Source organism: Cobetia sp. PDI-12MA (assembly GCF_059507695.1).
In genome coordinates this window covers 3,085,044-3,111,544 of sequence record NZ_CM183351.1, presented here as the reverse complement: position 1 = coordinate 3,111,544, position 26,501 = coordinate 3,085,044, and the positions used below count along the sequence as shown (strand labels likewise).

The 26,501-nt window shown below is 64.2% G+C and carries 27 protein-coding genes; 7 read left to right on the top strand and 20 right to left on the bottom strand.

Annotation, left to right across the window (positions count from 1 at the left end; all coding sequences use genetic code 11):
• From AC5WNI_RS13285 to AC5WNI_RS13255, 7 genes are all read left to right on the top strand, one after another.
• The gene (locus AC5WNI_RS13285; RefSeq protein ID WP_175088447.1) at positions 1–1,062 is read left to right on the top strand and encodes a DMT family transporter; all 1,062 of its coding nucleotides are present in this window, start codon (positions 1–3) and stop codon (positions 1,060–1,062) included.
• Between the two features lie 261 nt (positions 1,063–1,323).
• Positions 1,324–2,811 (top strand): SulP family inorganic anion transporter, encoded by a 1,488-nt coding sequence (locus AC5WNI_RS13280; RefSeq protein WP_175088448.1) that lies wholly within the window; start codon positions 1,324–1,326, stop codon positions 2,809–2,811.
• 179 nt (positions 2,812–2,990) lie between these two features.
• A complete protein-coding gene (locus AC5WNI_RS13275; protein ID WP_175088449.1) occupies positions 2,991–3,881 on the top strand; it encodes a universal stress protein in 891 nt (296 codons plus the stop codon).
• Positions 3,882–4,170: 289 nt separating this feature from the next.
• Positions 4,171–4,530, top strand: a complete 360-nt coding sequence (locus AC5WNI_RS13270) for a RidA family protein (RefSeq protein WP_175088450.1) — start codon at positions 4,171–4,173, stop codon at positions 4,528–4,530.
• Between the two features lie 135 nt (positions 4,531–4,665).
• Entirely contained in the window at positions 4,666–5,499 is an 834-nt protein-coding gene (locus AC5WNI_RS13265) for a pentapeptide repeat-containing protein (RefSeq protein ID WP_175088451.1), read from the top strand.
• 1 nt (position 5,500) lies between these two features.
• Positions 5,501–6,121: a nucleotidyltransferase gene (locus tag AC5WNI_RS13260; RefSeq protein WP_175088452.1), complete on the top strand. Its 621-nt coding sequence runs from the start codon at positions 5,501–5,503 to the stop codon at positions 6,119–6,121.
• A gap of 1 nt (position 6,122) precedes the next feature.
• Positions 6,123–6,425 carry a hypothetical protein gene (locus AC5WNI_RS13255; RefSeq protein WP_175088453.1) on the top strand — a complete coding sequence of 101 codons (303 nt, stop codon included), beginning with the start codon at positions 6,123–6,125 and terminating at the stop codon, positions 6,423–6,425.
• 7 nt (positions 6,426–6,432) lie between these two features.
• Here AC5WNI_RS13255 and AC5WNI_RS13250 read toward each other — a convergent pair whose 3' ends face one another.
• The 20 genes from AC5WNI_RS13250 to AC5WNI_RS13155 form a co-directional block, all read right to left on the bottom strand.
• Positions 6,433–7,314, bottom strand: a complete 882-nt coding sequence (locus AC5WNI_RS13250) for a 4'-phosphopantetheinyl transferase family protein (RefSeq protein WP_175088454.1) — start codon at positions 7,312–7,314, stop codon at positions 6,433–6,435.
• Positions 7,315–7,323: 9 nt separating this feature from the next.
• Complete coding sequence (locus tag AC5WNI_RS13245; RefSeq protein WP_368449715.1) at positions 7,324–7,836, bottom strand: excinuclease ATPase subunit; 513 nt, start codon at positions 7,834–7,836, stop codon at positions 7,324–7,326.
• 183 nt (positions 7,837–8,019) lie between these two features.
• On the bottom strand, positions 8,020–9,273 hold the full coding sequence (locus tag AC5WNI_RS13240) for a beta-ketoacyl-ACP synthase (RefSeq protein WP_175088456.1): 1,254 nt from the start codon (positions 9,271–9,273) through the stop codon (positions 8,020–8,022).
• Positions 9,273–10,046, bottom strand: coding sequence for a 3-oxoacyl-ACP reductase FabG (gene fabG / locus AC5WNI_RS13235; protein WP_175088457.1), 774 nt, complete (start codon positions 10,044–10,046; stop codon positions 9,273–9,275). Before fabG ends, AC5WNI_RS13240 begins: the two co-directional genes overlap by 1 nt.
• Positions 10,046–10,654 (bottom strand): hotdog family protein, encoded by a 609-nt coding sequence (locus tag AC5WNI_RS13230; protein ID WP_175088458.1) that lies wholly within the window; start codon positions 10,652–10,654, stop codon positions 10,046–10,048. The genes fabG and AC5WNI_RS13230 overlap by 1 nt, the downstream gene beginning before the upstream one ends.
• Positions 10,648–11,991: a beta-ketoacyl synthase N-terminal-like domain-containing protein gene (locus AC5WNI_RS13225; RefSeq protein ID WP_175088459.1), complete on the bottom strand. Its 1,344-nt coding sequence runs from the start codon at positions 11,989–11,991 to the stop codon at positions 10,648–10,650. The genes AC5WNI_RS13230 and AC5WNI_RS13225 overlap by 7 nt, the downstream gene beginning before the upstream one ends.
• On the bottom strand, positions 11,984–12,754 hold the full coding sequence (locus AC5WNI_RS13220; protein WP_175088460.1) for a DUF3261 domain-containing protein: 771 nt from the start codon (positions 12,752–12,754) through the stop codon (positions 11,984–11,986). The genes AC5WNI_RS13225 and AC5WNI_RS13220 overlap by 8 nt, the downstream gene beginning before the upstream one ends.
• Positions 12,755–12,763: 9 nt before the next feature.
• The gene (locus AC5WNI_RS13215) at positions 12,764–14,143 is read right to left on the bottom strand and encodes an NAD(P)/FAD-dependent oxidoreductase (RefSeq protein WP_175088461.1); all 1,380 of its coding nucleotides are present in this window, start codon (positions 14,141–14,143) and stop codon (positions 12,764–12,766) included.
• 96 nt (positions 14,144–14,239) lie between these two features.
• Entirely contained in the window at positions 14,240–16,606 is a 2,367-nt protein-coding gene (locus tag AC5WNI_RS13210; protein WP_175088462.1) for an MMPL family transporter, read from the bottom strand.
• A complete protein-coding gene (locus AC5WNI_RS13205; RefSeq protein WP_175088463.1) occupies positions 16,603–17,199 on the bottom strand; it encodes a LolA-related protein in 597 nt (198 codons plus the stop codon). The genes AC5WNI_RS13210 and AC5WNI_RS13205 overlap by 4 nt, the downstream gene beginning before the upstream one ends.
• A complete protein-coding gene (locus AC5WNI_RS13200) occupies positions 17,199–17,696 on the bottom strand; it encodes an acyl-CoA thioesterase (protein ID WP_175088464.1) in 498 nt (165 codons plus the stop codon). Before AC5WNI_RS13200 ends, AC5WNI_RS13205 begins: the two co-directional genes overlap by 1 nt.
• Before the next feature lie 65 nt (positions 17,697–17,761).
• Positions 17,762–19,366, bottom strand: a complete 1,605-nt coding sequence (locus AC5WNI_RS13195; RefSeq protein ID WP_175088465.1) for an HAL/PAL/TAL family ammonia-lyase — start codon at positions 19,364–19,366, stop codon at positions 17,762–17,764.
• 113 nt (positions 19,367–19,479) lie between these two features.
• Positions 19,480–20,520, bottom strand: a complete 1,041-nt coding sequence (locus AC5WNI_RS13190) for a lysophospholipid acyltransferase family protein (protein ID WP_175088466.1) — start codon at positions 20,518–20,520, stop codon at positions 19,480–19,482.
• Entirely contained in the window at positions 20,517–21,380 is an 864-nt protein-coding gene (locus AC5WNI_RS13185) for a glycosyltransferase family 2 protein (protein ID WP_254626977.1), read from the bottom strand. The genes AC5WNI_RS13190 and AC5WNI_RS13185 overlap by 4 nt, the downstream gene beginning before the upstream one ends.
• Positions 21,377–23,377 (bottom strand): ApeI family dehydratase, encoded by a 2,001-nt coding sequence (locus tag AC5WNI_RS13180; protein WP_175088467.1) that lies wholly within the window; start codon positions 23,375–23,377, stop codon positions 21,377–21,379. Before AC5WNI_RS13180 ends, AC5WNI_RS13185 begins: the two co-directional genes overlap by 4 nt.
• Before the next feature lie 124 nt (positions 23,378–23,501).
• Entirely contained in the window at positions 23,502–24,050 is a 549-nt protein-coding gene (locus tag AC5WNI_RS13175) for a COG4648 family protein (protein WP_282627753.1), read from the bottom strand.
• Positions 24,051–24,115: 65 nt separating this feature from the next.
• On the bottom strand, positions 24,116–24,388 hold the full coding sequence (locus AC5WNI_RS13170; protein ID WP_043331449.1) for an acyl carrier protein: 273 nt from the start codon (positions 24,386–24,388) through the stop codon (positions 24,116–24,118).
• Positions 24,378–24,647, bottom strand: a complete 270-nt coding sequence (locus AC5WNI_RS13165) for a phosphopantetheine-binding protein (RefSeq protein WP_043331448.1) — start codon at positions 24,645–24,647, stop codon at positions 24,378–24,380. The genes AC5WNI_RS13170 and AC5WNI_RS13165 overlap by 11 nt, the downstream gene beginning before the upstream one ends.
• 145 nt (positions 24,648–24,792) lie before the next feature.
• Positions 24,793–25,596, bottom strand: coding sequence for a lysophospholipid acyltransferase family protein (locus AC5WNI_RS13160; protein ID WP_175088469.1), 804 nt, complete (start codon positions 25,594–25,596; stop codon positions 24,793–24,795).
• A gap of 8 nt (positions 25,597–25,604) precedes the next feature.
• The gene (locus tag AC5WNI_RS13155; RefSeq protein WP_052384260.1) at positions 25,605–26,318 is read right to left on the bottom strand and encodes a beta-ketoacyl synthase chain length factor; all 714 of its coding nucleotides are present in this window, start codon (positions 26,316–26,318) and stop codon (positions 25,605–25,607) included.
• Positions 26,319–26,501: the final 183 nt, after the last annotated feature.

The window sequence follows — 26,501 nt, the reverse complement described above, 5'->3', positions numbered from 1 at the left end:
ATGCAGCCGTCGACTGACCCCCACCTCGTGCCCGATCACAACCCGGATGCCAGAGCCCTGCAGGCGCGTGGCGTCGCGCTGACGGCGCTGGGCGTGCTGCTGATCTCGCCGGATGCGCTGTTGCTGCGCCTCGCCGATGTCGCCGATGGCCCGCTGGTGTTCTGGCGCGGCCTGCTGACGGCCATCGGCTTCGCGCTGATTCTGCTGCTCACCCAGCGCGGCGGGCCTGGCCAGCGCTTGGTCAGTGCGCTGGCGCGCATGCGTGGCTGCGGGCGCACGGGACTGTGGGTCGCGCTGCTGTTCACCGGCTCCACGCTGGGCTTCGTGCTCGCCAATCAATACACCCGCGCCGGCAATGTGCTGATCATCCTCGCCGCCAGTCCACTGTTCGCAGCGCTGATGTCGCGGCTATGGCTGGGCGAGCGCCAGCCGCGCCATGTATGGGGCGCGATTCTGGTCTCGCTGGCGGGCATCACGCTGTTGGTGATGGACGAGGCGGGCAGCGGCTCGTTGACCGGCAATCTGCTCGCATTGGGCTGCAGCCTGTCGCTGGCGGGCAACTTCACGCTGTGTCGCACGCGCCCGGGGCTCGACATGAGCCCGATGCTGACGCTGTCGGGACTGCTGACCGCGCTGTGTGGCCTGCTGGCCTGCACGTGGTTGGCAGTCTCTGGGGCAGGAGAGGGTGCAGGGGAGGGTGCAGCAGAGGTCCTCGAGAGCGTGCTCACCCAGCTATGGCCCTCGCACAGCGATGATTTCGCTCAGCGCGCCGGCTGGCTGGTGCTGCTGTGTCTGGTGCTCTCGCCGCTGGGCTTCACGCTGATCCAGCGCGGCCCGCTGTATCTGCCGTCCGCCGAGGTGGCGTTGCTGATGCTGCTGGAAAGCGTGTTCGGCATCCTGTGGGTGTGGTGGGTGCTGGACGAGTCGCTGACACTGCGCGGCTGGGTAGGCGGCGCCATGGTGCTGGGCGCGATGCTGATCAAGAGCCTGATCGACCGCCGCCTGCGTCACCTGCAGGCCATGCGCGCCCCTTCTGCGGATGCGTCTGCGGGCGGCAACTGATACAATCCCGCCCATCCCCGAGTTTATTCACTGTCAAATGACAGCCCTCTGGACGCCTCACGGCGACCGGAGCGAATAGCTCATGGCGCGAAGAAAGCCACAGGGCGACCGGAAACGATAGCACTTCACGACGCGAGCCAGGCGCGAGCGGCACTGCCCTGACGCAGTGATGAAGATTGCCACAACCGGCCGTCAGACTGACTCGACAGCGCCAGGATTCAGCACGCACACCACCCTCCCCAACCTGTTGCGGACGACTCGATGACAAGCAGCCTCAAACAGCAGTGGCTCTCCAACCTCCGGCCCGACATCCTGTCCGGCCTGGTGGTGGCGTTGGCCCTGATCCCCGAAGCCATCGCCTTCTCCATCATTGCCGGTGTCGACCCCAAGGTCGGCCTGTATGCCTCCTTCTCCATCGCCGTGGTGACTGCCATCGCCGGTGGCCGTCCGGGCATGATCTCCGCCGCCACCGGTGCCATGGCACTGCTGATGGTCGACCTGGTCAAGGACCACGGCCTGGAATACCTGCTGGCCGCCACCGTGCTGACCGGCGTGATCCAGATCATCTTCGGCTACTTCAAGCTCGGCTCGCTGATGCGCTTCGTGTCGCGCTCGGTGGTCACCGGCTTCGTGAATGCGCTGGCGATCCTGATCTTCATGGCCCAGCTGCCGGAGCTGACCAACGTCACCTGGCACGTCTACGCCATGACGGCGGCCGGTCTCGGCATCATCTATCTGCTGCCGCTGGTGCCGAAGGTCGGCAAGCTGCTGCCGTCGCCGCTGGTCTGCATCATCGTGCTGACCATCTTCTCCATGATCGTCGGTCTGGATATCCGCACCGTCGGCGACATGGGCGAGCTGCCGGACAGCCTGCCGGTGTTCCTGATTCCGGACATCCCCTTCAATCTGGAAACCCTGTGGATCATCCTGCCGTACTCGCTGCCGCTGGCGGTCGTGGGTCTGCTGGAATCCCTGATGACGGCCACGCTGGTCGATGACCTGACCGATACGCCGTCCGACAAGAACCGTGAGTGCAAGGGCCAGGGCGCGGCCAACGTCGTCACCGGCTTCCTCGGCGGCATGGCGGGTTGCGCGATGATCGGTCAGACGATGATCAACGTGAAGTCCGGCGGTCGTACGCGCCTCTCCACCATGGTGGCGGGTGTCGTGCTGCTGATTCTGGTCGTGTTCCTCGGCCCGTGGGTCTCGCAGATTCCGATGGCCGCACTGGTCGCGGTGATGATCATGGTCTCCATCGGCACCTTCTCCTGGCAGTCGATCCGTGATCTCAAGACCCACCCGATGTCCACCAACATCGTCATGCTGGGCACCGTGGCCGTCGTGGTCGCGACTCACAACCTGGCGATCGGTGTGCTGGTCGGCGTGCTGCTCTCGGCGCTGTTCTTCGCCAACAAGATCGGTCAGGTGCTGCATATCGGCAGCGACATGAATGCCGATGGCCGTACCCGCGAATACCGCGTGGTCGGTCAGGTGTTCTTCGCCTCCAGCGAGCAGTTCCAGGCCGGTTTTGACCTCAAGGAGACCGTCGAGCGTGTCGTCATCGACGTCAGCCGTGCGCACTTCTGGGACATCACCGCCATCGGCGCGCTGGACACCGTGGTGGTCAAGTTCCGCCGCGAGGGGACCGAGGTCGAGGTGCGTGGCCTCAACGAAGCCAGCGCCACGCTGGTGGATCGCTTCGCGGTGCATGACAAGCCGGATGCGGTCGAGAAACTGATGGGTCATTGATCCCGTTGGCGCCTCCCGCCTGATCGAGGGCGGGGCGCCAGCAGCGTGATTGATGCGTAAAGACGGCGGGCAGTCCTTCACGGGCTACCCGCCGTTTGCGTTGATGGGGTCGGAAAGTGGTAATCTCGAAACAGGCGCCTGAAGCGCCAACCTTGATCGTCAGCATAAGGAAGCACGCCATGAGCCAATCCTCTGCCAGTGCCCTGACAGGCCATGACAAGGTCACCGCCTGCATTGACGGCTCCGCCTTTGCCGTCTCCGTGTGTGATGCCGCCGTATGGGCAAGCCAACGTCTCTCGGCGCCGCTGAGCTTCCTGCATGTGATCGACCGCCAGGAAGGGGCGGGCGAGGCCAGCAGTGATCTCTCCGGCAGCATCGGGCTCGGCGCGCGCGAGCACCTGCTGGAAGAGCTCGCCACCCTGGATGAGCAACGCGGGCGTATCGCCCAGGAGCAGGGCCGCCTGATGCTGGAGGCCGCCTACGAGCGCGCCGTGCAGGCGGGTATCGCCGAGCCGCGCCCACGCCAGCGCAATGGCGAGCTGGTCGAGACCCTGGAGGAGCTTGAGGACGAGATTCGCCTGCTGGTGATCGGCAAGCGTGGTGAAGGGGCGGAGCAGGCCAGCGAGCACCTGGGCAGCAATCTGGAGCGCGTGATCCGCAGCCTGCATCGCCCCGTGCTGGTGGTGCCGGGCGAGTTCAATCTGCCGACGCGGGTGCTGATCGCCTTCGATTGCAGCAGCACCATCAAGCGCGCCGTCGAGGTGTTGGCGGCCAGTCCCCTGCTGCAAGGCGCGGAGCTGCATCTGGTGATGGTCGGCGCGGAAACGGTGGAGCATCAAGCACCGCTGGACGCCGCGCGCGACACTCTCACCGCGGCAGGTTTCAGCGTGCAGGCAAGCTTCAGAGCGGGGGAGGTGGAAGCCTGTCTGCGTGAATATGCCAAGGAACACGCCATCGACATGCTGGTGATGGGCGCCTACGGTCACTCGCGCATCCGTCAGTTGCTGGTCGGCAGCACCACTACCGAGATGATTCGCAACGCCACGGTGCCGCTGCTGATCCTGCGCTAGCACTGTTCAGCCCACGCCCTGCCGGGCAATGAGAACGCCGCGCCTTTCCCTGTCATGTCGGGACGGCGCGGCGTCGTCATTTCTACCCCTTGGGGAGTGGCTACAGGTACGCAAGGCAGAAACCCTCTCGACGACTGGAAAATACCCCGCAGGTCGCGTTGCGCCGCTCGCCGGAATCTGGAACGCTGATGGCCGCTTATCCTCATTGCGCGTCATGCCGCTGCGGGGCTTTCCCTTACGCAGGCGCGTCTTTCACCACTCCAAGAAGAACGGCACAAGGACACTCTCCATGAGCGATATCCAACGTCACGACACCAAGCCGCGCATGAGCCGCGCCGTGATCCACAACAACACCATCTACCTGTGTGGTCAGGTTGCCGGACCGGACCACCGCTTCGGGAATATCACGGACCAGGCCAACAGCATGCTCGCGCGTGTCGATGCGCTGCTGGAAGAAGTCGGCACCGACCGCGAGCACCTGCTCTCCGCCACCGTCTATCTCAAGACAATGGATGACTTCAAGACCTTCAACGACATCTGGGATACCTGGGTACCACAAGGTCACGCCCCCGCCCGCGCCTGCGTACAAGCCGCCATGGCCAGCCCGGAACTGCTGTGTGAAATTACCGTGGTCGCTGCCGTTAAGTAACTCGCAGTATGATTTTTCTAAGCCCGTCTGAGATTTCTCTGGCGGGTTTTTAAAGTAATTGTTTTTTTGACATTTAAGCTAAGATAATCATATAATCTAAAGATAATTTATATTTATTTGTGATATAGGGTTTTTATGTTAAAGCCTAATGGAAGAGAAGTTATTGAAGACAAAGAAATTAATACAGGAGAGAAAGAGGTAGTTAAAGCAGACTCCGCAGGTGAGCAGTTTAGGAATAAGTTATTTTTGCGCTTGGTTGCTAAAAAAGCACAGTTTAAAAGAGTTGATTTTAGTTACACTATATTTGATTCTGTTTATTTTAAAAATTGCACTTTTGATAGCTGTAACTTTATAGGATGTAAGTTTTTAAATAGTAATCTGTCGGGCTCTAGTTTTCATGGGTGCGATTTTATTTATTCTACTTTTGATAAGACTCAAGTAGACACTGATATTTTGAAGTCTGAGTTTAATGGTAGGGAGAATCTAAAGCTAAAGTTTGCGCGGTCATTGCGATTGAACTATCAGCAGCTTGGTGATTCTAAAGCTGTTAATAAAGCAATGGGTGTAGAGCTACAAGCAACAGAAACACATCTAAAAAAGTCATGGCATTCTGACGAAAAGTATTATAGAGATAAATACAAGGGGATTAGACGTTTTCAAGCTCTTCTTGAATGGGTTAACTTTAAATTTTTGGATTTAGTCTGGGGTAATGGTGAGTCTGCGACTAAACTAGTTAGATGTATGGTTTTTTTGTTAATAGTTATGGCTATGGCTCATGTTTTCTTTTTTGGAGATACTAATTCCATAAGTGATTATCTTCAATCAGCTGTAATCTCTGTACAAGTTTTTCTTGGAGTTATTAAGCCGTTAGAATACTCAAATACATATTTGGCATTTATATATTCAATAAAACTCGTGATGTTTGGTTTTTTTGTATCTATAGTTGTTAAAAGGTTCAATAGGCGCTGATATGTATATTTATGCTTTTGGTTCTGTGTGTCGTGGGGAAATAGATACTTCTTCTGACGTAGATTTATTGGCCATTCTAGATAACGCGGAACATGGTTTTGATCCTTTGATATATTCAATATATTCATATTGCCGATTGCAAGAGCTATGGGTACAAGGTAATCCGTTTGCATGGCACCTTCATTTGGAATCTAAGTTAATTTATACCTTGGATGGAAGTGATCCAGTAGCTAAGCTAGGCTCGCCGGCTAAATATACAAACGCAGTAGCAGATTGTGAGAAATTTTATGCTATCTTTTTGAAGGCTAAAGAAGAAATCTTGAGCTCCAGTTTCTCAGAGGTTTTTGAATTATCTAATATTTTTTTATCTATGAGGAACTTTGCAACTTGTTATTCTCTGCAATATTGTCGCGAACCTGTTTTTTCTAGAGATTCTTCTATACAGATCGGATTGAATAGTTTGGATATACAAGAAGATATCTATGATATTTATAGGAGAGCTCGCATGCTATGTACAAGAGGTATCGGCGTGCAATTAACAGACATAGAAATATCCGAGGCCAAATCTTGTATGGATTATATAGATGAATGGATGAAATATACACTTGCGGGAGTTAGCTGAAATGAGAGACTCTGAGTTTTCTAATAGAATAGACGCGCAGCGTCAAGCTATTAAAATTATAAACAGCTCAGGTGCTTTTAAAGAGCCTATATTTGGTCTGTCTGATAAGGCAATTAATCGGTGGGTTAATAGTAATGGTGTAAATGCGGAGGATTGTTTTGTCAAGCTGATAAAAGATATCTCGAAAAGTCTATTTTTTTTGGCTAATAAAAGCCAGGAGCAAATCTCAGAAGAGTATAGATATTTGTCTAGAGAAGTTAATGCAAAGCTCGATCTATTAAGGGTGATGTTACAAAAAATTTGATATATCGCTAGGTGGATATACTGTCACAAAAGTTAAGCCTTGTTAATTTAATTCTAGCCTCATACCTCACCCATTCCCGATAAAACCCGTCCAGTCGTTCTGTCTCGCTGAGGTGTGATGCCTCGGCGAGGCGTTCGCGTGCGTCTGCAGGCAGCATGGCGATGCGGGCGTCGAGGTCCTGGGCGTGGCGCGGGTTGCGGTATTCGAGATCCAGCCCGAGTGGGGCGGTAGCGAGGCCGACGAGCACATGGCCGTGGCGGTGGGCGATGGAGACATGGCAGCCTGCCGGTAGCCCAGGATGGTGGGGTGCCTGGCCGCGCGGCGACCAGTCGGCCAGCGCAAGCTGGATACCCTGGGCAGCGGCGAGTTCACCGAGCAGCAGGCGAGCGAGGTGTGACTCGGCTTCACGTTGCTGGCGACGGCGGGCCTTGGCAGATGACACGAGGGTGTCCGCGTTATCCACATCCGGCTGGCGAGCGCGCAGCGAGCGATAGCAGGAAGCCTCAGTCGAGGAGTTGATAGAGGGAGCAGCCGAATCAGCACAGGAGGCTGGCAGCACACACGCCTCGGCCAGCCACAGGCGGGCTGGCCGAGGGGAAGATTCAGAGCAGGGATTGGGCAAGGCGCAGGCTGCCGAAGATGCCAGGGCGGCGGCGAAGGCATGGGGATCATGCGAAATCAGCGGCTCGCCGTTGGACAAGTCGGCGCTCAGCGAATCAGCGCTCAGTAAACCAGCGCTCAGTGAAGCGGAGCCATCCGCTGCAGCATGCCCCAGCACCACGCAGCGATAGGCGGGGTGATCGGTCAGGCGCGTCGCAGGCTCGTCTGCCGAGTTATCCTCAACCGGCTCGTCTGCCTCGCTCACATCCTTGCCTTGCCTGGCCGTCATGATGGCGAATCAGTTCTTCGGATGCAGGATCACCAGATCCCCACGCAACGCGACGCCCGCGATGATATTGCCTGCGTGGCACTCGTACTTCTCGCTGCTGGAGTAGGGCACCTTGTCATAGTCGCTGCGGATGTTGATGACCGCATTGGCCCCGTATTCGCGCGCCTTTTCCTGCAGCGCACGCAGCGCCGACAGGAACACCCAGCGACAGGCTTCCGCATCGCTCTTGTTGGTGGCGTTGGTCTTCGGGTTCACCCGTGCCCAGCCGCGCTTCTCGATGCGCTCGTAGGGCTGCTTGTCACCGAAGAAGAAGGCCACGTCCTTGCCCAGTCGCTGACTGGCCGCGGTGCTGGCCATTACCGGCATGATCGGCAGGAAGTGTTGGGTATCGCGCGCCTCTGCCGGTGCGGAGGCCAGCAGACTGGCAGAGCCGATCACCAGGGCGGCGCCCATTGCCATGCCTCGTGCAGAGCGAGTGGCACGCAACACCCAAGGGAATGACTGAGCAACGGATGACGCCATGTGAAACCCCTCCTTACCGTGTGATTGACTGGCTCGAGGCCAGCGAATATCGCCGTCAGACAGCCATAGGCGTGAGCCAATCACACCATAGACCATGCAGCGGGCGCGTATCTTGCGCCAGAACTGACCCGCTGCAAAGTCGTCTGGTAGCGACAGTCGTGCGCCAGCTCGCTCGCAGTGCAGTCACTCCTGCCAGCGACGCAGAATCAGCGAGGTATTGATGCCGCCGAAGGCGAAGTTGTTGCTCATCACGGTGTCCGTCTCGATCTCGCGGCCTGCGCCGGTGAGGTAGTCGAGCTGCGCACAGCGCGGGTCGAGACTGGTGAGATTGGCGGTGCCGTGGAACCAGCCCTCACGCATCATCTCGATGGCGATCCAGGCTTCCAGCGCGCCACAGGCGCCCAGGGTATGGCCGGTGAAACTCTTGAAGGCGCTGATCGGCGTGGAATCGCCAAACACGGCATGGGTGGCGTGGCTCTCGGCGATGTCGCCGCGCTCGGTGGCGGTGCCATGCGCGCTGACATAGCCGATCTCCGAGGCATCGACACCGGCATCTTCCAGCGCCATGCGCATCGCGGCTTCCATCATGTTGGCGTCCGGCTGGGTGACGTGACGGCCATCGGAATTGGTGCCGAAGCCGAGAATCTCGGCGTGGATGGTCGCGCCGCGCGCCAGGGCGTGCTCCAGCTCTTCCAGAATCAGCGTACCGGCACCCTCGCCGATCACCAGGCCATCACGTTCGGCATCGAAGGGCCGCGGTGACAGGTCCGGGCGCTCATTGCAGGTGCTGGTGGCGAACAGGGTGTCGAACACCGCGGCGTCTGCGGCGGACAGCTCCTCGCAGCCACCGGCGACCATCGCGGTCTGGCGGCCGAAGCGGATCGCCTCATAGGCGTAACCGATGCCCTGACTGCCCGAGGTGCAGGCGCTGGAGGTGGTGTGAATCCGCCCCTTGATGCCGAGGAAGACGCCGATGTTGACCGGCGCGGTATGCGCCATCATGCGGATATAGGAATTGGCGCTGAGGCCATCGGTGGAGTGGTTGATCAGCATGTTGCCGAAGTCGGCCACCGCGTCCGGCTCACCGGCCGAGGCGCCGTAGGCGATGCCCATCTGGCCGCTTTCCTTGAGCGGGCTGTCACTCAGGCCGGCCGCTTCCAGCGCCAGTTCGCTGGAGCGGGTCGCCAGCTGCGCCACACGGCCCATGCTGCGCAGCGCACGGCGGTTGTAGTGCTTGGGTAGTTCGAAATCGTTGACCGGCGCGCCGAGGCGGGTGTTGAGGCCGTCGTACTTGTCCCAGTCCTCGATATAGCGGATGCCGGTGCGCCCGGCGGCCAGGTTGGCGCGCAACGTCGGCCAGTCATTGCCGATGGGTGAGAAGCCATGCATGCCGGTAACCACGACGCGATTGCCACGAATTGCAGGAGCGGTCGCCATCAGAACATCCCTCCATTCACGGCGATGGTTTGGCGGGTGATGTAGCCGGCGTCCTTCGAGCACAGGAAGGCCACGGTGGCGGCAACTTCCTCGGCTTCCCCTGCGCGGCGCATGGGAATCATCTTCAGCGCCTCTTCCATCTCGACGCCTTCGGTCATCTCGGTGGCAATGACGCCGGGTGCGACGGCGTTGACGGTGATGCGGCGCTTGGCCAGCTCCACCGCCAGCGCCTTGACCGCGCCGATCAGTCCCGCCTTGGCGGCGGAATAGTTGACCTGACCGCGATTGCCCATCATGCCCGACACCGAGGACATCACGATGATGCGCCCCGGCTTGCGACGGCGTACCAGCGGCATCGAGAGCGGCTTGATGACGTTGTAGAAGCCATCGAGGTTGGTGCGGATCACGCTGTCCCAGTCTTCATCGGTAAGCGCCGGAAAGGCGTTGTCGGCATGGATACCGGCATTGCAGATCACGCCGTAGTAGCAGCCGTGCGCCTCGATATCCGCTTCGAGCGCATTGCGCGCGGCTTCTCGGTCGGCGACATCGAAGCTCAGGATGCGCGAGTCACCGCCCAGGGCGCTGATCTCACGCGCGACCTCCTCGGCAGCGTCGCGGCGCGAGCGGCAATGCAGCACCAGGTTGTAGCCTTCGCGGGCCAGACGCAGCGCGATGGCGCGGCCGATACCCCGGCTGGAGCCGGTGACCAGAATCCACTCGCGCGCTTCAGGGGCGGCGGTGGCAGTTTCAGTAGCGGGGGGGGTGACAGACATCAGACGTTACCTTGCGATGAGGCACCGGCAGCATCCTGCTGTCCGGGTGAGGATTCTTGTGCGGTCTCTTGCGTAGACGCCGCAGAGGGCAGCGCCTCGGGCGCCGGCTCGAAGACATTGACGCCGGCACGCGCGACGGTGGCGCCGTGCTCGTCGCTGATGGTGGCCTCGAAGGCGCCCAGACCGTTGTCAGCGCGATAGTCGAGCTGAACATGAATCTGCCAGCGACAATCGCAGGAAAAGGCGGCGACTTCGCTCTCATAACGGCGACTCCCAAGCAGAAAGCCGACTCGTGGTGGCTGGCCGCTGCGTGCGGCCTGCAGGCCCGACCAGGCAGCGATGGCCTGCGCCATCCACTCAAGCCCGACCCAGGCGGGGATCACGGTCTGCCCGTCGGCGTTGTGCTCGGCGAACAGGTTGTCTGGCGTCGGGGTGATGTCGGCGCTCAGCGAATGCTCGTCACAGCGCAGCACGTTATCCAGCAGACACATGCCGGCATCATGGGGCACATAGGGGCCAATGGCGCAGGGCATGGCGGGATAGCCCGCCTCACGGGGCTGCACATCAGAGTCAGCAATGGAAACTGAGTCGGTGCTCGGGGTCAGCATGCAGAGGACTCCGGGTCGGTGGTGTGACGCTCCAGCACCAGCGAGATGTTGTTGCCGCCGAAGGCGAAGGCATTGCTCATCACCCGCAGTGGCGGGGTCTCGGGACGGTCACGATAGACGATGTTGAGCGCAGGCAGCGTCGGGTCCAGTGCCTCACGCGGCGTGGCATGCGGCGGCAGGCGACCATGTTCCAGCGCCAGCCAGCAGAATGCGGCTTCCAGCGCACCGCAGGCCCCCAGCGTATGGCCGGTGAGGGCCTTGGTCGAGCTGACGGCGGGCAGACGGGGCTCGTCGGTATCAGAACCGGCATCAGAAACGCTGTCAGAACCGGCATCAGAACCGGCATCCCTGCCGAACAGGCGGCTGATGGCGAGGCTTTCCATCGCATCATTCAGCGGCGTGGCGGTGCCGTGCAGGTTGATGTAGTCGATCTCGCCGGGGGTGCGTCCGGCACTGGCGAGTGCGCCGCGCATGGCGGCCTCGGCGCCGCTGCCATCGGGGCAGGGCGCGGAAATATGGTGGGCATCGCTGGATTCACCGACGCCGGTCAGCTGTACGCCGCCGCGCTCCGGCGTGACCACGAACAGCACCGCGGCCTCGCCCAGATTGATGCCATCGCGCTCGGCCCCCAGCGGCAGACTCTCCTTGCGACTGACGGCCTCCAGACTCATGAAGCCTTTCACCGTCATGTGACACAGGCTGTCGGCGCCACCGGCGATCACCGCATCGCACTGGCCGGAGGCCAGCAGGCGGCGTGCGCTGGCCAGGGCCTTGGCGCTGGAGGTGCAGGCGGTGGACAGGGTGTAGATCGGCCCACGCGCGCCGCTCATCCAGGCGACACACTCGGCGGGTGCGCCCAGTTCCTGGCGACGATATTCAAAGCTCTGCGGCCAGCTGTCGGCGCTCGGCGTGCCCTGGGCGACGGCGGCGCGCTGGGCGTCCATCGCGGCTTCCGTCTCGCCGATGCCGGAGGTACTGGTACCCAGCACCACGCCGATGCGCTCTGGGGCGATGCCCTGACGCTTGAGAGCCTCAAGCTCCGGTGCCAGCTGCTCAAGCGCGGTGGCCAGCAGGCGGTTGTTGCGTGAGCGTAGCGGGGCCGGCCAGTCGCTGTCATCCACCAGCCGCGCGGTGACGCGTCCCAGTGACAGCGGCGTGCCGGGGCTGAAGTCATCGCTGACACGCAGGCCACGGCTGGCGCTGAACAGCGCACTGCTGATCAGGCCGTGGTCCGCGCCCAGCGGGCAGACGATGCCGGGGCGTGACAGGCGGCAGGCGTTGCCAGTGTCGCGGCCCTTGGGGGTTGCGGTGGCCACGGTTGCAACAGATTCAGTCATGCGCGGGAGCTTCCGGTGAGTCGTCAGAATCGTTCTGTGTACTGGGCGCTGCCAGCGGTTCCAGCGTCAGCTGCATGTCGGCTGCCGGGTCGCGCAGCGTCACGCGGCCGCTGGCATCGCGGCTCAGCTCGGCGATGGTCACACCATCATGTGTGATGATGCGCTGCGCGGGCTGGCGGCGTTGCTGCCAGTCGCCGCGTTGTACCAGTTGCCAGCCTGTGTTCGCAAAGGCGTCATCGATCGCGTCCTTTGGCCAGTGCACCCAGGCGATACGCCGTGCCAGCCAGTCGGCGCTGAAGGGCAGCTTCTTGAGCACCTCGGGGCGTGCCTTCTCGAAACGACTGCCATCGGCGTCATGCACCAGCGTCAGCAGGCGTTGGCCCTGCACGCTGAGCATGACCAGCCGCATGGCCTCGGGCGATTGGCGCAGTACGCCGATGAGAGGCGGCAGATTGTGCTCCTGCGCACCCTCGCCATCGACTGCACGCTGTGCGCTGTCATCACTCTCTATACGCGCCACACGCAGAATCAGACGTTGGGTGCTGGTCTGCTCGAGATTCGCCAGCGCCGGCATCGGGCTGGCAGCCTCCAGCGGCTTTGGGGCGAGCAGGCTGCAGCCGCTCAACAGCAGAGTGGCGGCCACGGCAAGGCTGGCCAGCCCGAGGCGGCTGCTCTGCCCTGATGAACGCAGCCCGACTGAGCGCAGCCTTGCTGAACGCAGCCCGGTGAAAACAACGTGAGAGGCGAAAGAGATGTTTTTCATGACGCTACTTTACCTGTTCTCGCCGATGCTTGCTGCGCGGCCGAAGGCGCTGAGGCCAGCGAGTGAGTCGCTTTCCGGCTCCGCGTCAGGCGCGAGTGTCTGCTCGGGCGCGGTCAGCCTGGCAAGGGCCGTCAGGCGGCGGCGACTGGCGCTGACGAAGGGGTTGGCCGTGTCCCAGGCGTAACCGGCGAGCACCGAGCTGATCATCTGGCGAATCCGTGCATGCGGCTCGGGATGATAGATGATGTCGGTCAGACGGCTGTCGTACCAGGCGGTGACGAATTCGCGGAAGACCTCGATGCCACGGCGCAGCGGCTGCTCGTATTCGCTGGCCCAGTCGGGGCGCTGCTCATCGCGGGTCGCGGTAAGCTCACGCGCGACCAGCGGCGCGGCACGCAGCGCCGATTCCAGCGCGATGGTCACGCCGGAGGAGAATACCGGGTCCAGAAATTCTCCGGCATTGCCGAGCAGCGCATAGCCCGGGCCATGCAGGCGACTGACATCGGCGCTGTAACCGCCCAGTGACTGCACGGCGTTGGCCGGTCGAGCCTCACGCAGCAACTCCGCCAGGCGCGGTTCTTCCATCACCCACTGCCACAGGCGTGTCTGCGCATCGTCCTCGGCGGCAGGCTCGATCAGCTCGCGCGGGCCGACCACGCCCAGCGAGGCGCGGCCATTGGCGAAGGGAATCAGCCAGTACCACACATCGGGATGCGTCGGATGCGAGGCGATCAGGATATTGTCGCGACGATAGCCCTCGGCGGGCGGCGCGAGGTCGGCGATGCCATCGTGGACATGGCCGAACAGCGCCATGCGCGGCTCCAGGCGCGGGTCACGCTCAAGGGATTCGAGGCGCGCCAGCACGCGGCCATAGCCGCTGGCATCCAGCACGAAGGCGGCCTCAAGCTCCCGGCCATCGTCCAGCGTGAGGCGTGGCCCGCGAGTGTGAGACGCAGCATGATCGGCAGGCGTGAAGTCCGTGACCGTCACGCCGAATTCGACCTCGGCACCCGCCGCCCGCGCGCCCTCGATCAAGCGCTGATCAAAGTCGGCGCGCTCCACCTGCCAGGTGGTGCCGGGGCCGTCGCTGAACTTGTCGCGGAAGTCGATCACGCGATGCTCGCCGCGGCGGGTAAAGGCCGCACCGGTCTTGCGCTGATAGCCACCGGCGGCCGCGGCCTCCATCAAGCCGCAGGCCTCCAGATGCTGCATGCAGCGTGGCAGCAGGCTCTCGCCGATGGAGAAGCGCGGGAAGTGGCTGCGCTCCAGTACGCGCACCGCATGGCCCGCGCGTGCCAGCCACGCCGCCGCCACCGCACCGGCGGGTCCGGCGCCGATGATGATGACTTCCTTGCGTGGTGGGTTGTTGCTGCGATCTGCCGATTCCATGGCATCGTCCCCTGTCGTCGTCGATATCGTTATCGTTATGTGTTCATGTTGCGCTGCGTTCCCTGCGGCTTGCTTGCCCCTCGCTCATGGCTCGCCTCAACTGCGCGCGAAGGGCACCAGGCACCAGGTGGCGCTCAGCCCCAGCAGGCAGGCCAGCCCCAGTGCCGCCAGCGCCGGTGTCTGACTGAAGCTCAATAACCCGAAGGCTAGCAGGCTGGAGGCGCACGACAGCGAAATCGCCAGCAGGCTGGCCTGCGATGCACGGCTGTTGCTGGTCTGTGCTGCACCTGACGCTGTAGTTGATAAAGAGCGGCGCGCCGGATGCTCGGCACAGAAGATGCCCGCATCCAGGCCAATCCCCAGTACCAGCAACAGGCCCAGCAGGTGGAAGAGGTTGAGGCCGACGTCTGCCAGCGTCAGGGCCGCCAGTGTCAGCACCACCCCGCCCAGCGGCGGCAGCAGGGCGCGCCAGGTGCTGCGGCGATAGCGCAGCGCCAGCAGCAGGCTGATCAAGACCACCGCGCCGCCGACCAGCCAAGCCATCTCGCTGCGAATCCTGCCCAGCGTCGTCGAGAGCCTGGCGACCTGATCGACATACTCGAGGCTGTCGTCATCCACGGCGAGGCGCGCAAGCGCTTCACTGCCCGCAGCCGTGACATCGCCGAAGCGCACGATACCGATGGCGGCGCTGCGCGAGTCGAGCCACAGTCGCTGGCCCATCTCGCCGGCGGGCAGTGCGACCCAGTCCGCCGGGCGCAGCGGGTGGGCGTCTGCGATGGCCTGCTCGGCACGCTTGACCAGCTCGGGCGGCAGGCCTGAGGTGCTCAGCACCTGGGGCAGCAGGGTGCGGGTGCGCTCACGCATGGCGCCGAGATTGGCCTGCTGCTGCGCAAGCGTCGGCAGTTGCTGAGCGAGGCTCGCCCAGTGGCCCAACTGCTGTTGCGCATTCAGTCGCTGGAAGGTGCCTTCCAGCGCATGTAGGCGCGTGAGCAGGGCGGCGTCGGTCTCGGCCTGCACGATCAGGTAGCGTAGGCCGTCCGGTTCGGCGAGCAGGCGCTGGACCTCGCGTTGCTCATTGATCAGAGACGCAGGCGAGGGGTTGAGCTGCGTGAGACGGTCATCGCTGCGCAGTCCGTAGAGGCTGGCCAGCGCGGCCACCAGCAGCAGCGCCAGCGCCTGCCAGCTGCGCTTGCCGGGAATGGCGCGCGCCAGACCTCCTGTGGCGCGGGCGGCGGGGGAATCCACGCGGGTGGCCTGCGCCGGCAGTGGCAGTTGCGGCAGCCACAGGCGCACGCTCAGCCAGGCACCGATCAAGCCGAGCGCCGCGAACATGCCCATCTGGCGCAGCCCGGGCATCGGCGTCAGGGTGATGGCCAGATAGGCGGCGAGGCTGGAGCACAGCCCCAGCGTCAGGCCCGGCCACAGCGCGGTGAGCCCGCCACGGCCATTCGTCGCCAGACGGCGCATGCATTCCAGATGCAACACGTAATCGATGGAGATGCCGATCAGGCTGGCGCCGAAGGCCAGCGTCAGCACATGCAGGCTGCCGAAGGCCCACCAGGTCAGCGGCAGCGCGAACAGCACGCCCGTTGCCACCGGCACCAGCAGCAACGGCAGCCGCCGTGGGGTGCGGAACACCGCCCACAGCAACAGCAGCACGCCGATCAGCGAGCCGAGCCCGATGGTCGACATCTCCTGCTTGGCCTGCCGCGCGCCGTTGCTGGCATGGAAGACCAGCCCGGAGCGCAGCAGCCGGATGTCGGGATAGTCGGCCTTCACGCCATTCACGGCCTGTTCCAGCGCCTGCTGGTCACTCATCGCGTAGGCGCTGCCCGTCAGGGTGGCGCTGATCAGGCGATAGCCGTTACCGGGCTGCTCACCGCTTGATGTCGGCGCGCGCAGCAACAGCTGGCCGCCGGACAGCGACAGGTTGGCGGGCGTCAGCCAGCTCTGCCAGGCGCCGGCAAGCCCGAAGGGATCGCGGATCAGGTCGCGCTGGCCGCCGGGCTGGAACAGCTGCCTGAGCGCGCGCGCCTGCCAGTCATCATCACTCAGGCCGGCAAGCGACGGGGCGATCAGGGCCGGCTGGACCTCTGCCGGCAGGCGCAGGCTTTCGAAGCTCTTGCCGTCATCCAGCCTCGCGATGGGCGCGAGCGCCTGCCGCAGCGCCCGGGCGGCAGCGTCACGCTGCTTTCGTGCGGCGGCGCTGGCATCGCGACTGCCGACCAGAATCACCAGCCGGTTGGCGGTGTCATCCAGCGATTCGGCGCGCGCCGCCAACGGGCTGCGCTCCTGCTCCGGCAGCATGGCGGTGATGCGGGTGTCGACCGCCCCGCGCCATGGGCTCTGCGGGACGATCTTCGCGGCCAGCAGCAGGGCGCACAGCAGCAGGGCGGCGGCCCACAGCCAGCGCCAGACGGCGCGATCCAGCCCCTTGCGTGGCTCATGACTGGGTGATGTCATCGCTCGCAGTGACCGCCGGCGGTGAGGGCCAGCTCCAGGCGGTCACCGTCGCCGCTGTCGAGGTTCACGTGTTCCAGCCAGCTGCCACCGTCGATCTCGAGGCGCTCGATGGCCTCGGCCAGGCGAGCATCGTTGGGCGTCAGGCTGGCCTGCCAGTCATCCGGCGTGCCCGTCAACGTGAGGGAGAAGTGCTCCTCCAGCGCCTGCCAGTCGCCGTGGAAGAAGCTGATCAGCAGTTCCGCCATCGCCTGCTGGTCGGCCGGCAGCGGTTCGCCATTCGGGCCTTGGCTGGCATCGGGGCGCATCTCGAGACGGTCTTCAATCGGCGAAGTGGTTTCCCACACCAGCCCTGCGGGCGCGTTCGGGTCGCCGATCAGACGGAAATGACCCCGGCTCTCGAGCTCTGCACCGACATCCTCGAGCCAGCGTGTCTGCTGGAAATCACCGCAGACAGGGGCGGTGCGTGCCAGCTGTTGCGTCAGGGCGCGGGCGTCGAATCTGGCGTCTGAGTCGCTGGTCTCGGATGCGCTGACCCAGGGGGCACCGGCAGTCAGCAGCAGGGCAGTGGCGGCAATAGCAAGGCGTGACGTCATCACGGCGTTCCTTGTGTCGGGTTCGGGGTCGCAGGCGCATCACTGTTGTGTGTCAGCGCTTGTTCGGCCTGCCAGGCGGCCAGCCGCTCGCTGAGCGCGGCGGGCGTGGCCAGCAGCATTTCGCCATCCTCCAGCCCGACCGCGACCTGCACGCTGTAGCCACGGGTCAGGCGCTTGCCGCTCTCGACATCGCGGATCACGTAGTCGAGCTTGAGGCGGTTCTCCCACTCGCGCAGTCGAGCGGTAACGGCGATACGCTGGCCGAAGCGCGCGGGGCCGGCATAGCGCAGGCGCAGGTCGATCACCGGCCAGGCGTAGCCGGAATCGCGCATCTGCGGGTAGTTGTAGTCGAGCATGTCGAGCAGCTTGCAGCGGGCGATCTCGAGATAGCGCACGTAATGGCCGTGCCAGGCGACTTCCATCATGTCGACGTCGTGGAAGGGCACTTCCATCTCTACCGTGGCGGTCGGCATCGGGGTGTCTGTGGGCTGATTCATGGCTTGTCTCTCGCTCAAGGCTGCCTCGTTCATGGCTTTTTCCTCGCTCAAGGCTGTCCGCTCGCTCATGCGTTGGCCTCGTCTGCGCTCAGGACCCAATGGCGCTCACGGATGCGCGCGCACAGCAGGCGCAGGTCGGCTTCCAGAGCGCGATCTTCCTCGAGGGGCGCGATGTCTTCACGCAGCTCGCGGGTGAAGGCGGCCAGCCTGGGCGGCGTGGCGGCCTGGCCCGTGATGTCGGCGCGCTGTTCGCTGCCCTGCACGGCGGCGTGCAGGGTGGCGGCGGCGACCTGTTCCACCAATGTCAGCACGCGCAACGCATCCCGCGCGGCGATGGTGCCCATGCTGACCTTGTCCTGATTGTGGCACTCGGTGGAACGCGAGAAGACGCTGGCGGGCATGGTCAGCTTGAGGGCTTCCGCCGTCCAGGCCGAGGCGCCGATCTGCACTGCCTTGTAGCCATGATTGAGCGGCGCGCGCTCAGGCGTGGCACCGCTGAGGTTGCTGGGCAGGCCACGGTTGTAGCGGCTGTCGACCAGCAGTGCCAGCTGGCGGTCGAGCAGGTCGGCCAGGTTGGCGACCGCCGTCTTGAGGCTGTCCATCACCATTGCCACATGGCCGCCGTAGAAGTGGCCGCCGTGGAGAATCTTGCCGGCCTCGACATCGATCAGTGGATTGTCGTTGGCGCTGTTGAGCTCGGTCTCCAGGAAACTGCGCCACCAGTGCAGGCTGTCCTCGACCACGCCGATGACGTGGGGAGCGCAGCGCGTCGAGTAGCGGTCCTGCAGGCGCGGTGAGTTGATCGGCGTGGCATCCACTTCCGGCGCCGCCGGGTGGGCCAGATCATCGCGCAGCCACTGGGCCACGCGGGCCTGGCCGGGATGCGGCTTGGCGGCGAACAGGTCGGCATCGAAGTGATAGGGGTTGCCTTCCAGCGCCTGCACGCTGAGCGCGGTGATGCGTGCGCTCAGGCGGCTGAGGTAGGTGGTGCGGCCGTAGGCCAGCGCGGCGAGGGCCGTCATCACGGCGGTGCCGTTCATCAGCGCCAGTCCCTCCTTGGGGCGCAGCACATAGGGCGTCAGGCCGTGTGCCGCGAAGACCTCCGCCGTCGGGCGCAGCGCGTGGGGCTGGCCTGCGCCGGGGCGCACCCAGACCTCACGCTCGCCACACAGCACGGCGGCGACATAGGACAGTGGGGTGAGATCGCCGCTGGCGCCCACCGAGCCTTCCTCGGGAATGCGCGGCAGGATGTCGTGATTGAGCAGCCACACGAGGCGCTCCAGCAGCGCCATGCTGACCCCGGAGACACCACGGCACAGCGAGACGAGGCGCACCATCACCACCGCGCGACTGCTGACCACATCCAGGTCCGCGCCCATGCCACAGCCGTGGAAGGTGTAGAGGTGGCGCGGCAGGGCTTCGAGGTCCTCTGCCCCCTGCACGGCTCGCGTCACGGAATCGCCGTAACCGGTGGTGACGCCGTAGACCACGCCTTCCTCTTCCAGCAGGCGTTCCAGCAGGGCCGGGCCGGCCTCGATACGGGCGCGGAAGGCGGCATCCGAGGTCAGGCGCACCTCACGGCGGCCTTCGGCGACATCGATCAACTGCTCGAGGGTGATATCACTGCCGTCGAGAATCAGGGCGGAGGCAGAGGTGGCGGGCTGTGACATGACGAGGTACCTGGCGAAGAGAGAAGCGTGACAATGCGCTGAACGTGAAGGCCGAACAAGGTGAAGGCTGCGTAGCCGGGCGCGAAGCAGCGTTGTCGCAGGCCCGGCGCGGATCAGGCGTCCTGTTTCGGAGCCGACGTGCTGTCTGGCGCCTGATGCCAGAAATCGAAGAAGTTGAACCACTGCAGTGGATGGTGCTTCACGCGCGCTTCCAGATGACGGGCGTGGCGCTGCATGGCCTGCTGGATCCACGCCTCGCGACCGCTGCGCTTGACGGCGCGGCTGTCATCGAAGGGCGCGAAGTCGACCCGGAAACGCGGATGGGCGCCGCCCTGTTCGCGAATGCAGCTCAGGGTATAGACGTGACAGCGCAGCAGCGCGGCCAGCATGAAGGGCCCCTGGGGGAAGGGTGCGGGCTGATTGATGAAGTCACAGTGCAGCACGCGCGGTGAGGCCGCGGCACTGGCCGGTGACGCGGGTCGGCTGCCTTCTGCCGTGTTGGCTTCTACCGAAGGGGAATCTGCCTTGGTATCGTCGAGCGTGGGCGGAATCGGCACGCGGTCGGCGGCGATGACCACGAAGCCGCCGCGATTGACGCGATCACCCAGCGCCATGGCGGTGACAGGCGTGATCTCGCTGACCTCGATCATCTGCGGCGGCTTGCGGCCGGTGGCCTGCTCCAGCAGTTGATTGAACTTCTCGGCATGGCGCGTGTGTACCAGCGCGCACAGGTCGATGTCGTGGCGCTCACCGATGGCATTGATCACATCCAGATTGCCGTGGTGGGCGACGAGGATGATGCCGCCCTCGCCCCGCAGCGCAGCGTCGCGCAGGTCTTCCGGGCCGGTGCCGGTCAGCGAGGACAGCGGGATCTCGCCGCTCCAGGCCGAGACCTTGTCCATGATCGCCTCACCGAACTGCATGAAGTGGGCAAAGCTTCTTGTCCACAGGCGCACGCCGCCAAGCTCTGGCTCAAGACGCTTGAGGAAGTCGAAGGAGGCCCGGCGCGCCACCCCGCGCAGCAGGAAGTACCACACCAGCACCGGGAACAGCGCGATACGAAACGGCCAGGCACCGAGGCGACGACGAATCGTCACCATCAGGCGCATGCCGGTGGTGGAGCCGGTTTCCGACAGGCGTGCCCAATGGGTCATTCGTGTTTCCCCTTCGCGTCGTCAGGCTGCGAGGGGCGGCTGACATGAGTGGATGTTGTCTTGAGATTGCGTCCCGACAGCGTGCGCCAGGCAAGTTTCGGCGAGCGCAGCAGCATGCCGAGGAACAGTCGCGTGTGCATGGCGCTGATCAACAGATTGTCGTGACCGGGGCGGAAGTGGCTGACGCCTCCGGTGGGATAGCTGACATGCACCGGCAGGTTGGCGACCTCGCCATCGGCCCAGTACCAGCGGACCAGCACCTCGGTGTCGAAGGACATGCGATCGCCACAGTCATGACGCGCCAGCAGCCGGTTGGTGGCGGCCAGCGGGTAGAGGCGCACGCCGCACATGGTGTCGCGGATGGCCAGCGACAGGGTGTTGATCCACACCCAGATGTGCGAGGCGTAGCGGCCATAGAAGCGGATGCGCGGCACGCTGGCATCGTATTGCGGATAGCCGATCTGCAGGCAGTCGGGGTTCTCCTGCATGCCGTTGAGGAAGGCGGGCAGATCGCTGACGTCGTGCTGCCCATCGGCGTCCACCTGCAGGGCATGGGTGAAGCCGAGCCGCTCGGCAGCCTGCAGGCCGCTGCGCACCGCAGCCCCCTTGCCGCCGTTCTGCTCGCGACGCACCAGGTGATGACCCTCGGCTGCCAGCTGATCCAGCACCTCGGCGCAGGGCGCGCTGCAGCCATCATCCACCAGCACGATGGGCAGCCCGAGCGGTGCCAGACCCGCACACACGCCGGCGATGGTGGCGGGGTGGTCGTAGACCGGAATCACCACGCAGGCGCGCAGTGGCGACTCGCTGACGGGGGGAGAGGATGTGTGGCCGGTCATCGGCGCCTGGGGTTGGCTCATGACGCCTCCGGTGTGGATGTCGTCTGGGGTGAACTGAGTGGCGAACTGAGAGGTGTGTCATCGGTTTCAGCACCGTAGCGCAAGCGGCCGCTGGCATGCAGGCCTGCGCGGGATTCCAGGCGGAAGTCGACGCGCAGGCCGTGGCTGTCGGCGACCAGTGTCGCGGCCAGCGTGAAGCGCATGCCCGGCAGCAACAGGTTGGAGAACTTGATGCGCTCCAGACGCTGAAAACGGCTTTCCTCCACGCCGACACCTGCCAGGCGCAGGCGGCGGCCGAGATCGCGTGCCCACTTGAGCATCACCACGCCGGGCACCAGTGGCTGGGTGGCGAAATGCCCTTCGAGGTAGCACAGGCTGTCGGGTACCTCGGCTTCCAGCGTCAGCTGCTGCGCGCCGCTGGAGGTTTCGCCCAGCCAGCGTGGCAGACGATGATCGTCGAGATCGGCAAACAGCCGTGCGACGGAGTCCGCCGTGAACTTGCCCTGGGCATTCAGTGGCAGGCGCGTGACGAAGCGCCAGTAGCGCGGCAGGGCGATGCGCTCGAAGCCCGGCATCAGTGCACGCCGCAGACGCGCGATCAGGTCGTGGCGACTGGCGTGGTCCTGCGGCAGCGCGCTCTCCTCCATCACCACCACCGCGCCCAGGCGATGCTCGCGAGTGGGCATCGGCAGGCAACGTACCTCCAGCACCTCCGCTTGCTCGCTCAGGCAGCGCTCCACCGCGCTCAACGAGACCCGCTTGCCGGCCAGCTTGACCAGACGATCACTGCGCCCCAGCAGCTGGAAGCGTGGCGCTTCATTCTGCTCGCCCTGCGACGGAGGCTCAGCCGCCACTGGCGCGGCGTTGTCGGCCTGCTGCCACCACTGGTCCGGCTGTTCCAGAAACGGCGAGCGCACGGCGAAGGCGGGCGAGAAGCGGAGTTCGACCCGCGGCAGCGGTGTCCAGTCGGGCGTCTCGTGCTGGCGGCGGTGTGCGATGCCGCCCGTCTCGGTGCTGCCGTAGATCTCGATCACCGGCGCCTGCAGGCAGTTCTCGGCGTGGCGGACAGCCTCGGCCGGCAGCGGAGCACCTGAAGAGAAGACCCGCAACACCTGGGCGTTGTCCTTGGAGTTGTCCGCCACGCGGGGCTCGTCACTGGCCTGGGGCAGGCGCGCCAGCTGGGCCGGTGAGCTGACCAGCTGGCAGCGATACCCGAGGCCGGACAGCTGCGCGATGGCGGCGGCCAGCTGCTCCGGGTAATGACAGGCTTCGCTGAGAAACGGCACCCCTTCGCTCAGCGGGCGCAGCAGCGACACCAGCAGACCGTAGATGTGCTGATGGCTGACCTGACTGAGACTGACGGTGTCTGTGGTTGGCTCAGACGCTGGGTCAGCGTCTGGAGTGTCTGACGCCAGCGGCCATAGCGTGCGATGCACGGCCAGTTCGGCCTCGAGCTGATCGAAGCGCTTGGCGATGCGCAGCGGCTCGCCGGTGGAGCCGGAGGTGCAGAGCTCCAGCGCGAGACGCGCGCCGTCCGGCGTGATCTCGAACGGTGCATTCGGTGCAGCGGGAGAGCTGACAGTGCCGGGTCGCTCCGACGGCCAGCCATCGCCGCTGGCCTCGGGCAGCTTGCCATCACTGCTCTCGGCCAGGCGGGCCAGGGTGTCCGGGCGGTCATCTCCTGGCAGCACGGCGAGCATGCCGCGCTCCCACAGCGCCAGCAGCTGCACGCAGGCACCAAGCGCCGTGGGCTGGAACAGCACCCAGCGCGCACCGGGCCGGCGGACAGCATGCGCAGCGGGCAGGTTGTCCAGCCACTGATGCCAGGCATCAACGCGTGCCATCAGCTCGGCACGACTCAGCGGGCGCAGCGGCTGACCGGGACTGGCCAGCCAGCAGGCCGGCGCCGCAGGCGCGAGTCGGGCGAGCTGGCGCCAGCCCTGATGGATGAGGGAGGTGGCGCGCTGGGCGGTGTCTTGCTCAGTGGCACGACTGGCAGGCTGGCGGGCATCAGACATGTGAGGCAGGCAACTCTTCAGAAAGTCGAATTCATCTGGGGGCGTATCACGCCGGGCGAATCCACGCCGGGCGTATCCACGCATGGACTCAGCTATCGATAGCCAAGCTCATCGAGGACCAGGTTCAGCCATCGGCGTGGCGCAGGCGACGGCGTACCAGCCATTCGCCACAGAACAGCAGCCCCATCAGCACGTAGCTCAACAGGCCGTTGTAGAGCGTCCAGGTCGCGAGGTCGGCATACAGCGCCGTGGCCGCGGCAACACTGGCATTGAAGACGAGGAAGCCGCACCACACTCGGGTGACCTTGCGGGTATAACGCACGCCTGCGGCGGGCAGATCAGGCTCCTTGAGACGTGCCAGGCGCTCGATGATCGGCATGCCACGCCACAGACTGGTGGCGAACACGCTGAGCATGGCCAGATTGACCAGCACCGGATAGGCGCGCAGCCCCAGTTCCGCCTCGCTGAGCAGGCTGATGGCGACCAGCAGCGCGGCCAGCGTCAGGCACGGGAACCACGGCAGGGGCAGACGCTGGATCAGCAGGGCGCCCAGCGCGATCAGCGCCCACACCCAGGGCGAGACATGTCCGCTGGTCGCGTCGCCCGTCGGGTCTGCCGTCAGCCGCGAGAGCAGGGCATAGACCAGCAGCGGCCAGCATACGGCGGCCACCACGCCCAGCCCACCAAGCAGAAGCCTTGGCAGTGATGGGCGCCGCCTTCGACCAGAGGACAGTGATGTCATGCCTGGCGCTGCATCAGCTGCTCGACGGCGGTCACGACATCATCGAGGCTGCGAACGCTCTTGAAGTCATTGGCTTCGATGCGGCGGCCGGTGAACTTCTTGAGTTCGACCACCAGGTCCACCGCATCGATGCTGTCGATGTCGAGGTCTTCGTAGAGCAGTGCCTCGGGGTGGATGTCAGCGGCATCGATCTCGAACAGCTCGATCAGGGTGCTGCGCACATGGGCGTAGATCTCTTCGCGGGACGCGGTCTGTTGCTCAGCGCTCACGACGGGCCTCCACGAGTTCACGCAGGGCATTGAGGCTGGCGAAATGCGCGCGGGTGTCCTCGGCTTCGGCGTCCAGCGTGATGCCGTACTGCTTCTGCAGCGCGAGACCGAGCTCCAGGGCGTCAATCGAATCCAGACCCAGGCCGTCCACGAACAGCGGCTCATCGGCGACGATGTCGTCCGGCGTGATGTCCTCAAGCTCCAGGGTGTCGATGATCAGTTGCTTGAGTTCCAGTTCCAGCTTGGCGCTATCGCTCATGAGTATTCCTCGTGTCGGCGTACCGATAATGGCCGGTATGAATGGCAGCAGGCTTTATTAACGGCGGGAAGGCCGAATATCTTAATCACTTTTTTCTCGCTATCTGATCAACATCAAGATCAGGGCAGTACGGAGCAGAGCGCTGTCATGACTCGCGAATCCGTTGCTGGAAGGCGGCCAGTTCAGCGGCAAAGTCGCTGGCCAGGCGGCGCGTCAGCTGGCGGGCATCGCGTGATAGCGGTATCTCATCCTCGGCTGCCGATGGCGGTGCGACATGCGCCGTCATGTCAGGCAGCACCTTGATGTTGAGCATCACCCGTCGGGCCGGGATGTGATACCAGGGCTCGCCCTTGGTCAGGGTGCTGGGCTGGCAGTCGATCAGCACGGGGGTGATCTCGCTTGGCGTGCGCAGCGCGATGTTGGCGGCGCCGCGGCGGAATTTCAGCGCCCGCCCGGGCACGCTGCGTGTGCCCTCCGGAAACAGGATCAAGGCATTGCCGCGCGCCAGGCTCGCGCCGGCGGCCTCGAGCACGCCCTGCGGCTCTTCATTGGTGATGTAGCCCGCGGCGCGGATGGGGCCACGGGTGAAGGGGTTGCGCGCCAGCCGCCCCTTGACCACGCAGTCGGCGTGGGGAATCAGCGCGAGCAGGAAGACCACGTCGATCAGTGTCGGGTGATTGGCCAGCACCAGCAGGCCCGGACGCTGCAGGCGCTCGCAGTCGTGCAGGCGATAGTCGAGCACGCCCAGGCCGCGCATCAGACCCACGAAGCCGCGCATGCAGTGATGGATGATGCTGCGCGCGAGCTTCTGTCGTTTCTCGGGGCGACGTACCACCAGTGTCAGCAGTGGCCACATTCCCCCCACCAGCAAGCCGCCCAGCCCGAAGGTCAGGAAGCTGAAGGCCGTGGCGATGCCACGCCACAGGCGTCCGAGGGGGGACGACAGCATGCGAGGCATCAGTCTGCTGGCGGCGTCGGTGAGGCGGCGTGAGCGCGGCTCAGCTGCCAGTGATGGCGGCGACAGGCGAGCGTCTCGGCCCCGGCCTGCTCGAGCCAGGCAATGACCTCGAGCGGCGTCGGGGCGCTGTCCGTCAACGATTCGCCAGGCGTGGCGCTCAACGTCCATGCGCTGTCATCGTCACTGCGGCGGCTCAGACGCAGGGCGACGGCGCTGGCGCACGCCGGGTAGTCACCGTGGTGCAGAAAGGCCTCTGGCGCGGCAATATCGGAGAACAGCACGATGACATCCTCGCGCTCGCTCAGATAGCCGAGCGCCTCGCTCATCAGCGCCTCGAATTCGTTGCCGCAGGCGGCGAGGGCTTCCAGCGGCTGATGGGACTTGCCGGTGATCGAGTACATGCCCAGTACGGCGTTGTGCACCGAGAGCGAGAAGCGCGCCGGTGACAGGGCTTCGTCGGACTGGGTGGCGGCATCCAGCAGGGCGAGAATCTTGCCGGTATCGCCATGGCGCGAGGCATGGATGATGGGCAGGTCGGCGTCAGGGTCGAGCGCGAACAGCAGCTTGCAGCAGGCCTGGCCGACCGGGCTGAGTCGACGACGCTGCATGGCCGGGACTTGCTCGGCACGCGGGGAAGGGGTGATATCTACGCGGCTGTCGTGGGCGGTGCGGGTCGCACTCGCCTGCCAGGCTCGCCAATCAGTCAGACGCATGAGGTTCTTGTCCGTGAACGCATCGTTGCCATATTGGGGCCTCAGTGTACCGCACAGGGGTTGGGCAGCCCAACCGGACTCAGGTGTGTTGGCACTGAGCAGGCGGCGTGGCTACGCGTGTCGTTGGCAGGATAGCAGCTTGCAGGGCGGCACAAGGCGCCTGGCGTGAGGTAACGGGGGTGG

What these genes read in the sequence shown, in the direction of transcription:
- AC5WNI_RS13285 (WP_175088447.1), top strand. Translation starts at nt 1, where the DNA reads ATGCAGCCGTCGACTGACCCCCACCTCGTGCCCGATCACAACCCGGAT.
- AC5WNI_RS13280 (WP_175088448.1), top strand. Translation starts at nt 1,324, where the DNA reads ATGACAAGCAGCCTCAAACAGCAGTGGCTCTCCAACCTCCGGCCCGAC.
- AC5WNI_RS13275 (WP_175088449.1), top strand. Translation starts at nt 2,991, where the DNA reads ATGAGCCAATCCTCTGCCAGTGCCCTGACAGGCCATGACAAGGTCACC.
- AC5WNI_RS13270 (WP_175088450.1), top strand. Translation starts at nt 4,171, where the DNA reads ATGAGCGATATCCAACGTCACGACACCAAGCCGCGCATGAGCCGCGCC.
- AC5WNI_RS13265 (WP_175088451.1), top strand. Translation starts at nt 4,666, where the DNA reads ATGTTAAAGCCTAATGGAAGAGAAGTTATTGAAGACAAAGAAATTAAT.
- AC5WNI_RS13260 (WP_175088452.1), top strand. Translation starts at nt 5,501, where the DNA reads ATGTATATTTATGCTTTTGGTTCTGTGTGTCGTGGGGAAATAGATACT.
- AC5WNI_RS13255 (WP_175088453.1), top strand. Translation starts at nt 6,123, where the DNA reads ATGAGAGACTCTGAGTTTTCTAATAGAATAGACGCGCAGCGTCAAGCT.
- AC5WNI_RS13250 (WP_175088454.1), bottom strand. Translation starts at nt 7,314, where the DNA reads ATGACGGCCAGGCAAGGCAAGGATGTGAGCGAGGCAGACGAGCCGGTT.
- AC5WNI_RS13245 (WP_368449715.1), bottom strand. Translation starts at nt 7,836, where the DNA reads ATGGCGTCATCCGTTGCTCAGTCATTCCCTTGGGTGTTGCGTGCCACT.
- AC5WNI_RS13240 (WP_175088456.1), bottom strand. Translation starts at nt 9,273, where the DNA reads ATGGCGACCGCTCCTGCAATTCGTGGCAATCGCGTCGTGGTTACCGGC.
- fabG (WP_175088457.1), bottom strand. Translation starts at nt 10,046, where the DNA reads ATGTCTGTCACCCCCCCCGCTACTGAAACTGCCACCGCCGCCCCTGAA.
- AC5WNI_RS13230 (WP_175088458.1), bottom strand. Translation starts at nt 10,654, where the DNA reads ATGCTGACCCCGAGCACCGACTCAGTTTCCATTGCTGACTCTGATGTG.
- AC5WNI_RS13225 (WP_175088459.1), bottom strand. Translation starts at nt 11,991, where the DNA reads ATGACTGAATCTGTTGCAACCGTGGCCACCGCAACCCCCAAGGGCCGC.
- AC5WNI_RS13220 (WP_175088460.1), bottom strand. Translation starts at nt 12,754, where the DNA reads ATGAAAAACATCTCTTTCGCCTCTCACGTTGTTTTCACCGGGCTGCGT.
- AC5WNI_RS13215 (WP_175088461.1), bottom strand. Translation starts at nt 14,143, where the DNA reads ATGGAATCGGCAGATCGCAGCAACAACCCACCACGCAAGGAAGTCATC.
- AC5WNI_RS13210 (WP_175088462.1), bottom strand. Translation starts at nt 16,606, where the DNA reads ATGACATCACCCAGTCATGAGCCACGCAAGGGGCTGGATCGCGCCGTC.
- AC5WNI_RS13205 (WP_175088463.1), bottom strand. Translation starts at nt 17,199, where the DNA reads ATGACGTCACGCCTTGCTATTGCCGCCACTGCCCTGCTGCTGACTGCC.
- AC5WNI_RS13200 (WP_175088464.1), bottom strand. Translation starts at nt 17,696, where the DNA reads ATGAATCAGCCCACAGACACCCCGATGCCGACCGCCACGGTAGAGATG.
- AC5WNI_RS13195 (WP_175088465.1), bottom strand. Translation starts at nt 19,366, where the DNA reads ATGTCACAGCCCGCCACCTCTGCCTCCGCCCTGATTCTCGACGGCAGT.
- AC5WNI_RS13190 (WP_175088466.1), bottom strand. Translation starts at nt 20,520, where the DNA reads ATGACCCATTGGGCACGCCTGTCGGAAACCGGCTCCACCACCGGCATG.
- AC5WNI_RS13185 (WP_254626977.1), bottom strand. Translation starts at nt 21,380, where the DNA reads ATGAGCCAACCCCAGGCGCCGATGACCGGCCACACATCCTCTCCCCCC.
- AC5WNI_RS13180 (WP_175088467.1), bottom strand. Translation starts at nt 23,377, where the DNA reads ATGTCTGATGCCCGCCAGCCTGCCAGTCGTGCCACTGAGCAAGACACC.
- AC5WNI_RS13165 (WP_043331448.1), bottom strand. Translation starts at nt 24,647, where the DNA reads ATGAGCGATAGCGCCAAGCTGGAACTGGAACTCAAGCAACTGATCATC.
- AC5WNI_RS13160 (WP_175088469.1), bottom strand. Translation starts at nt 25,596, where the DNA reads ATGCTGTCGTCCCCCCTCGGACGCCTGTGGCGTGGCATCGCCACGGCC.
- AC5WNI_RS13155 (WP_052384260.1), bottom strand. Translation starts at nt 26,318, where the DNA reads ATGCGTCTGACTGATTGGCGAGCCTGGCAGGCGAGTGCGACCCGCACC.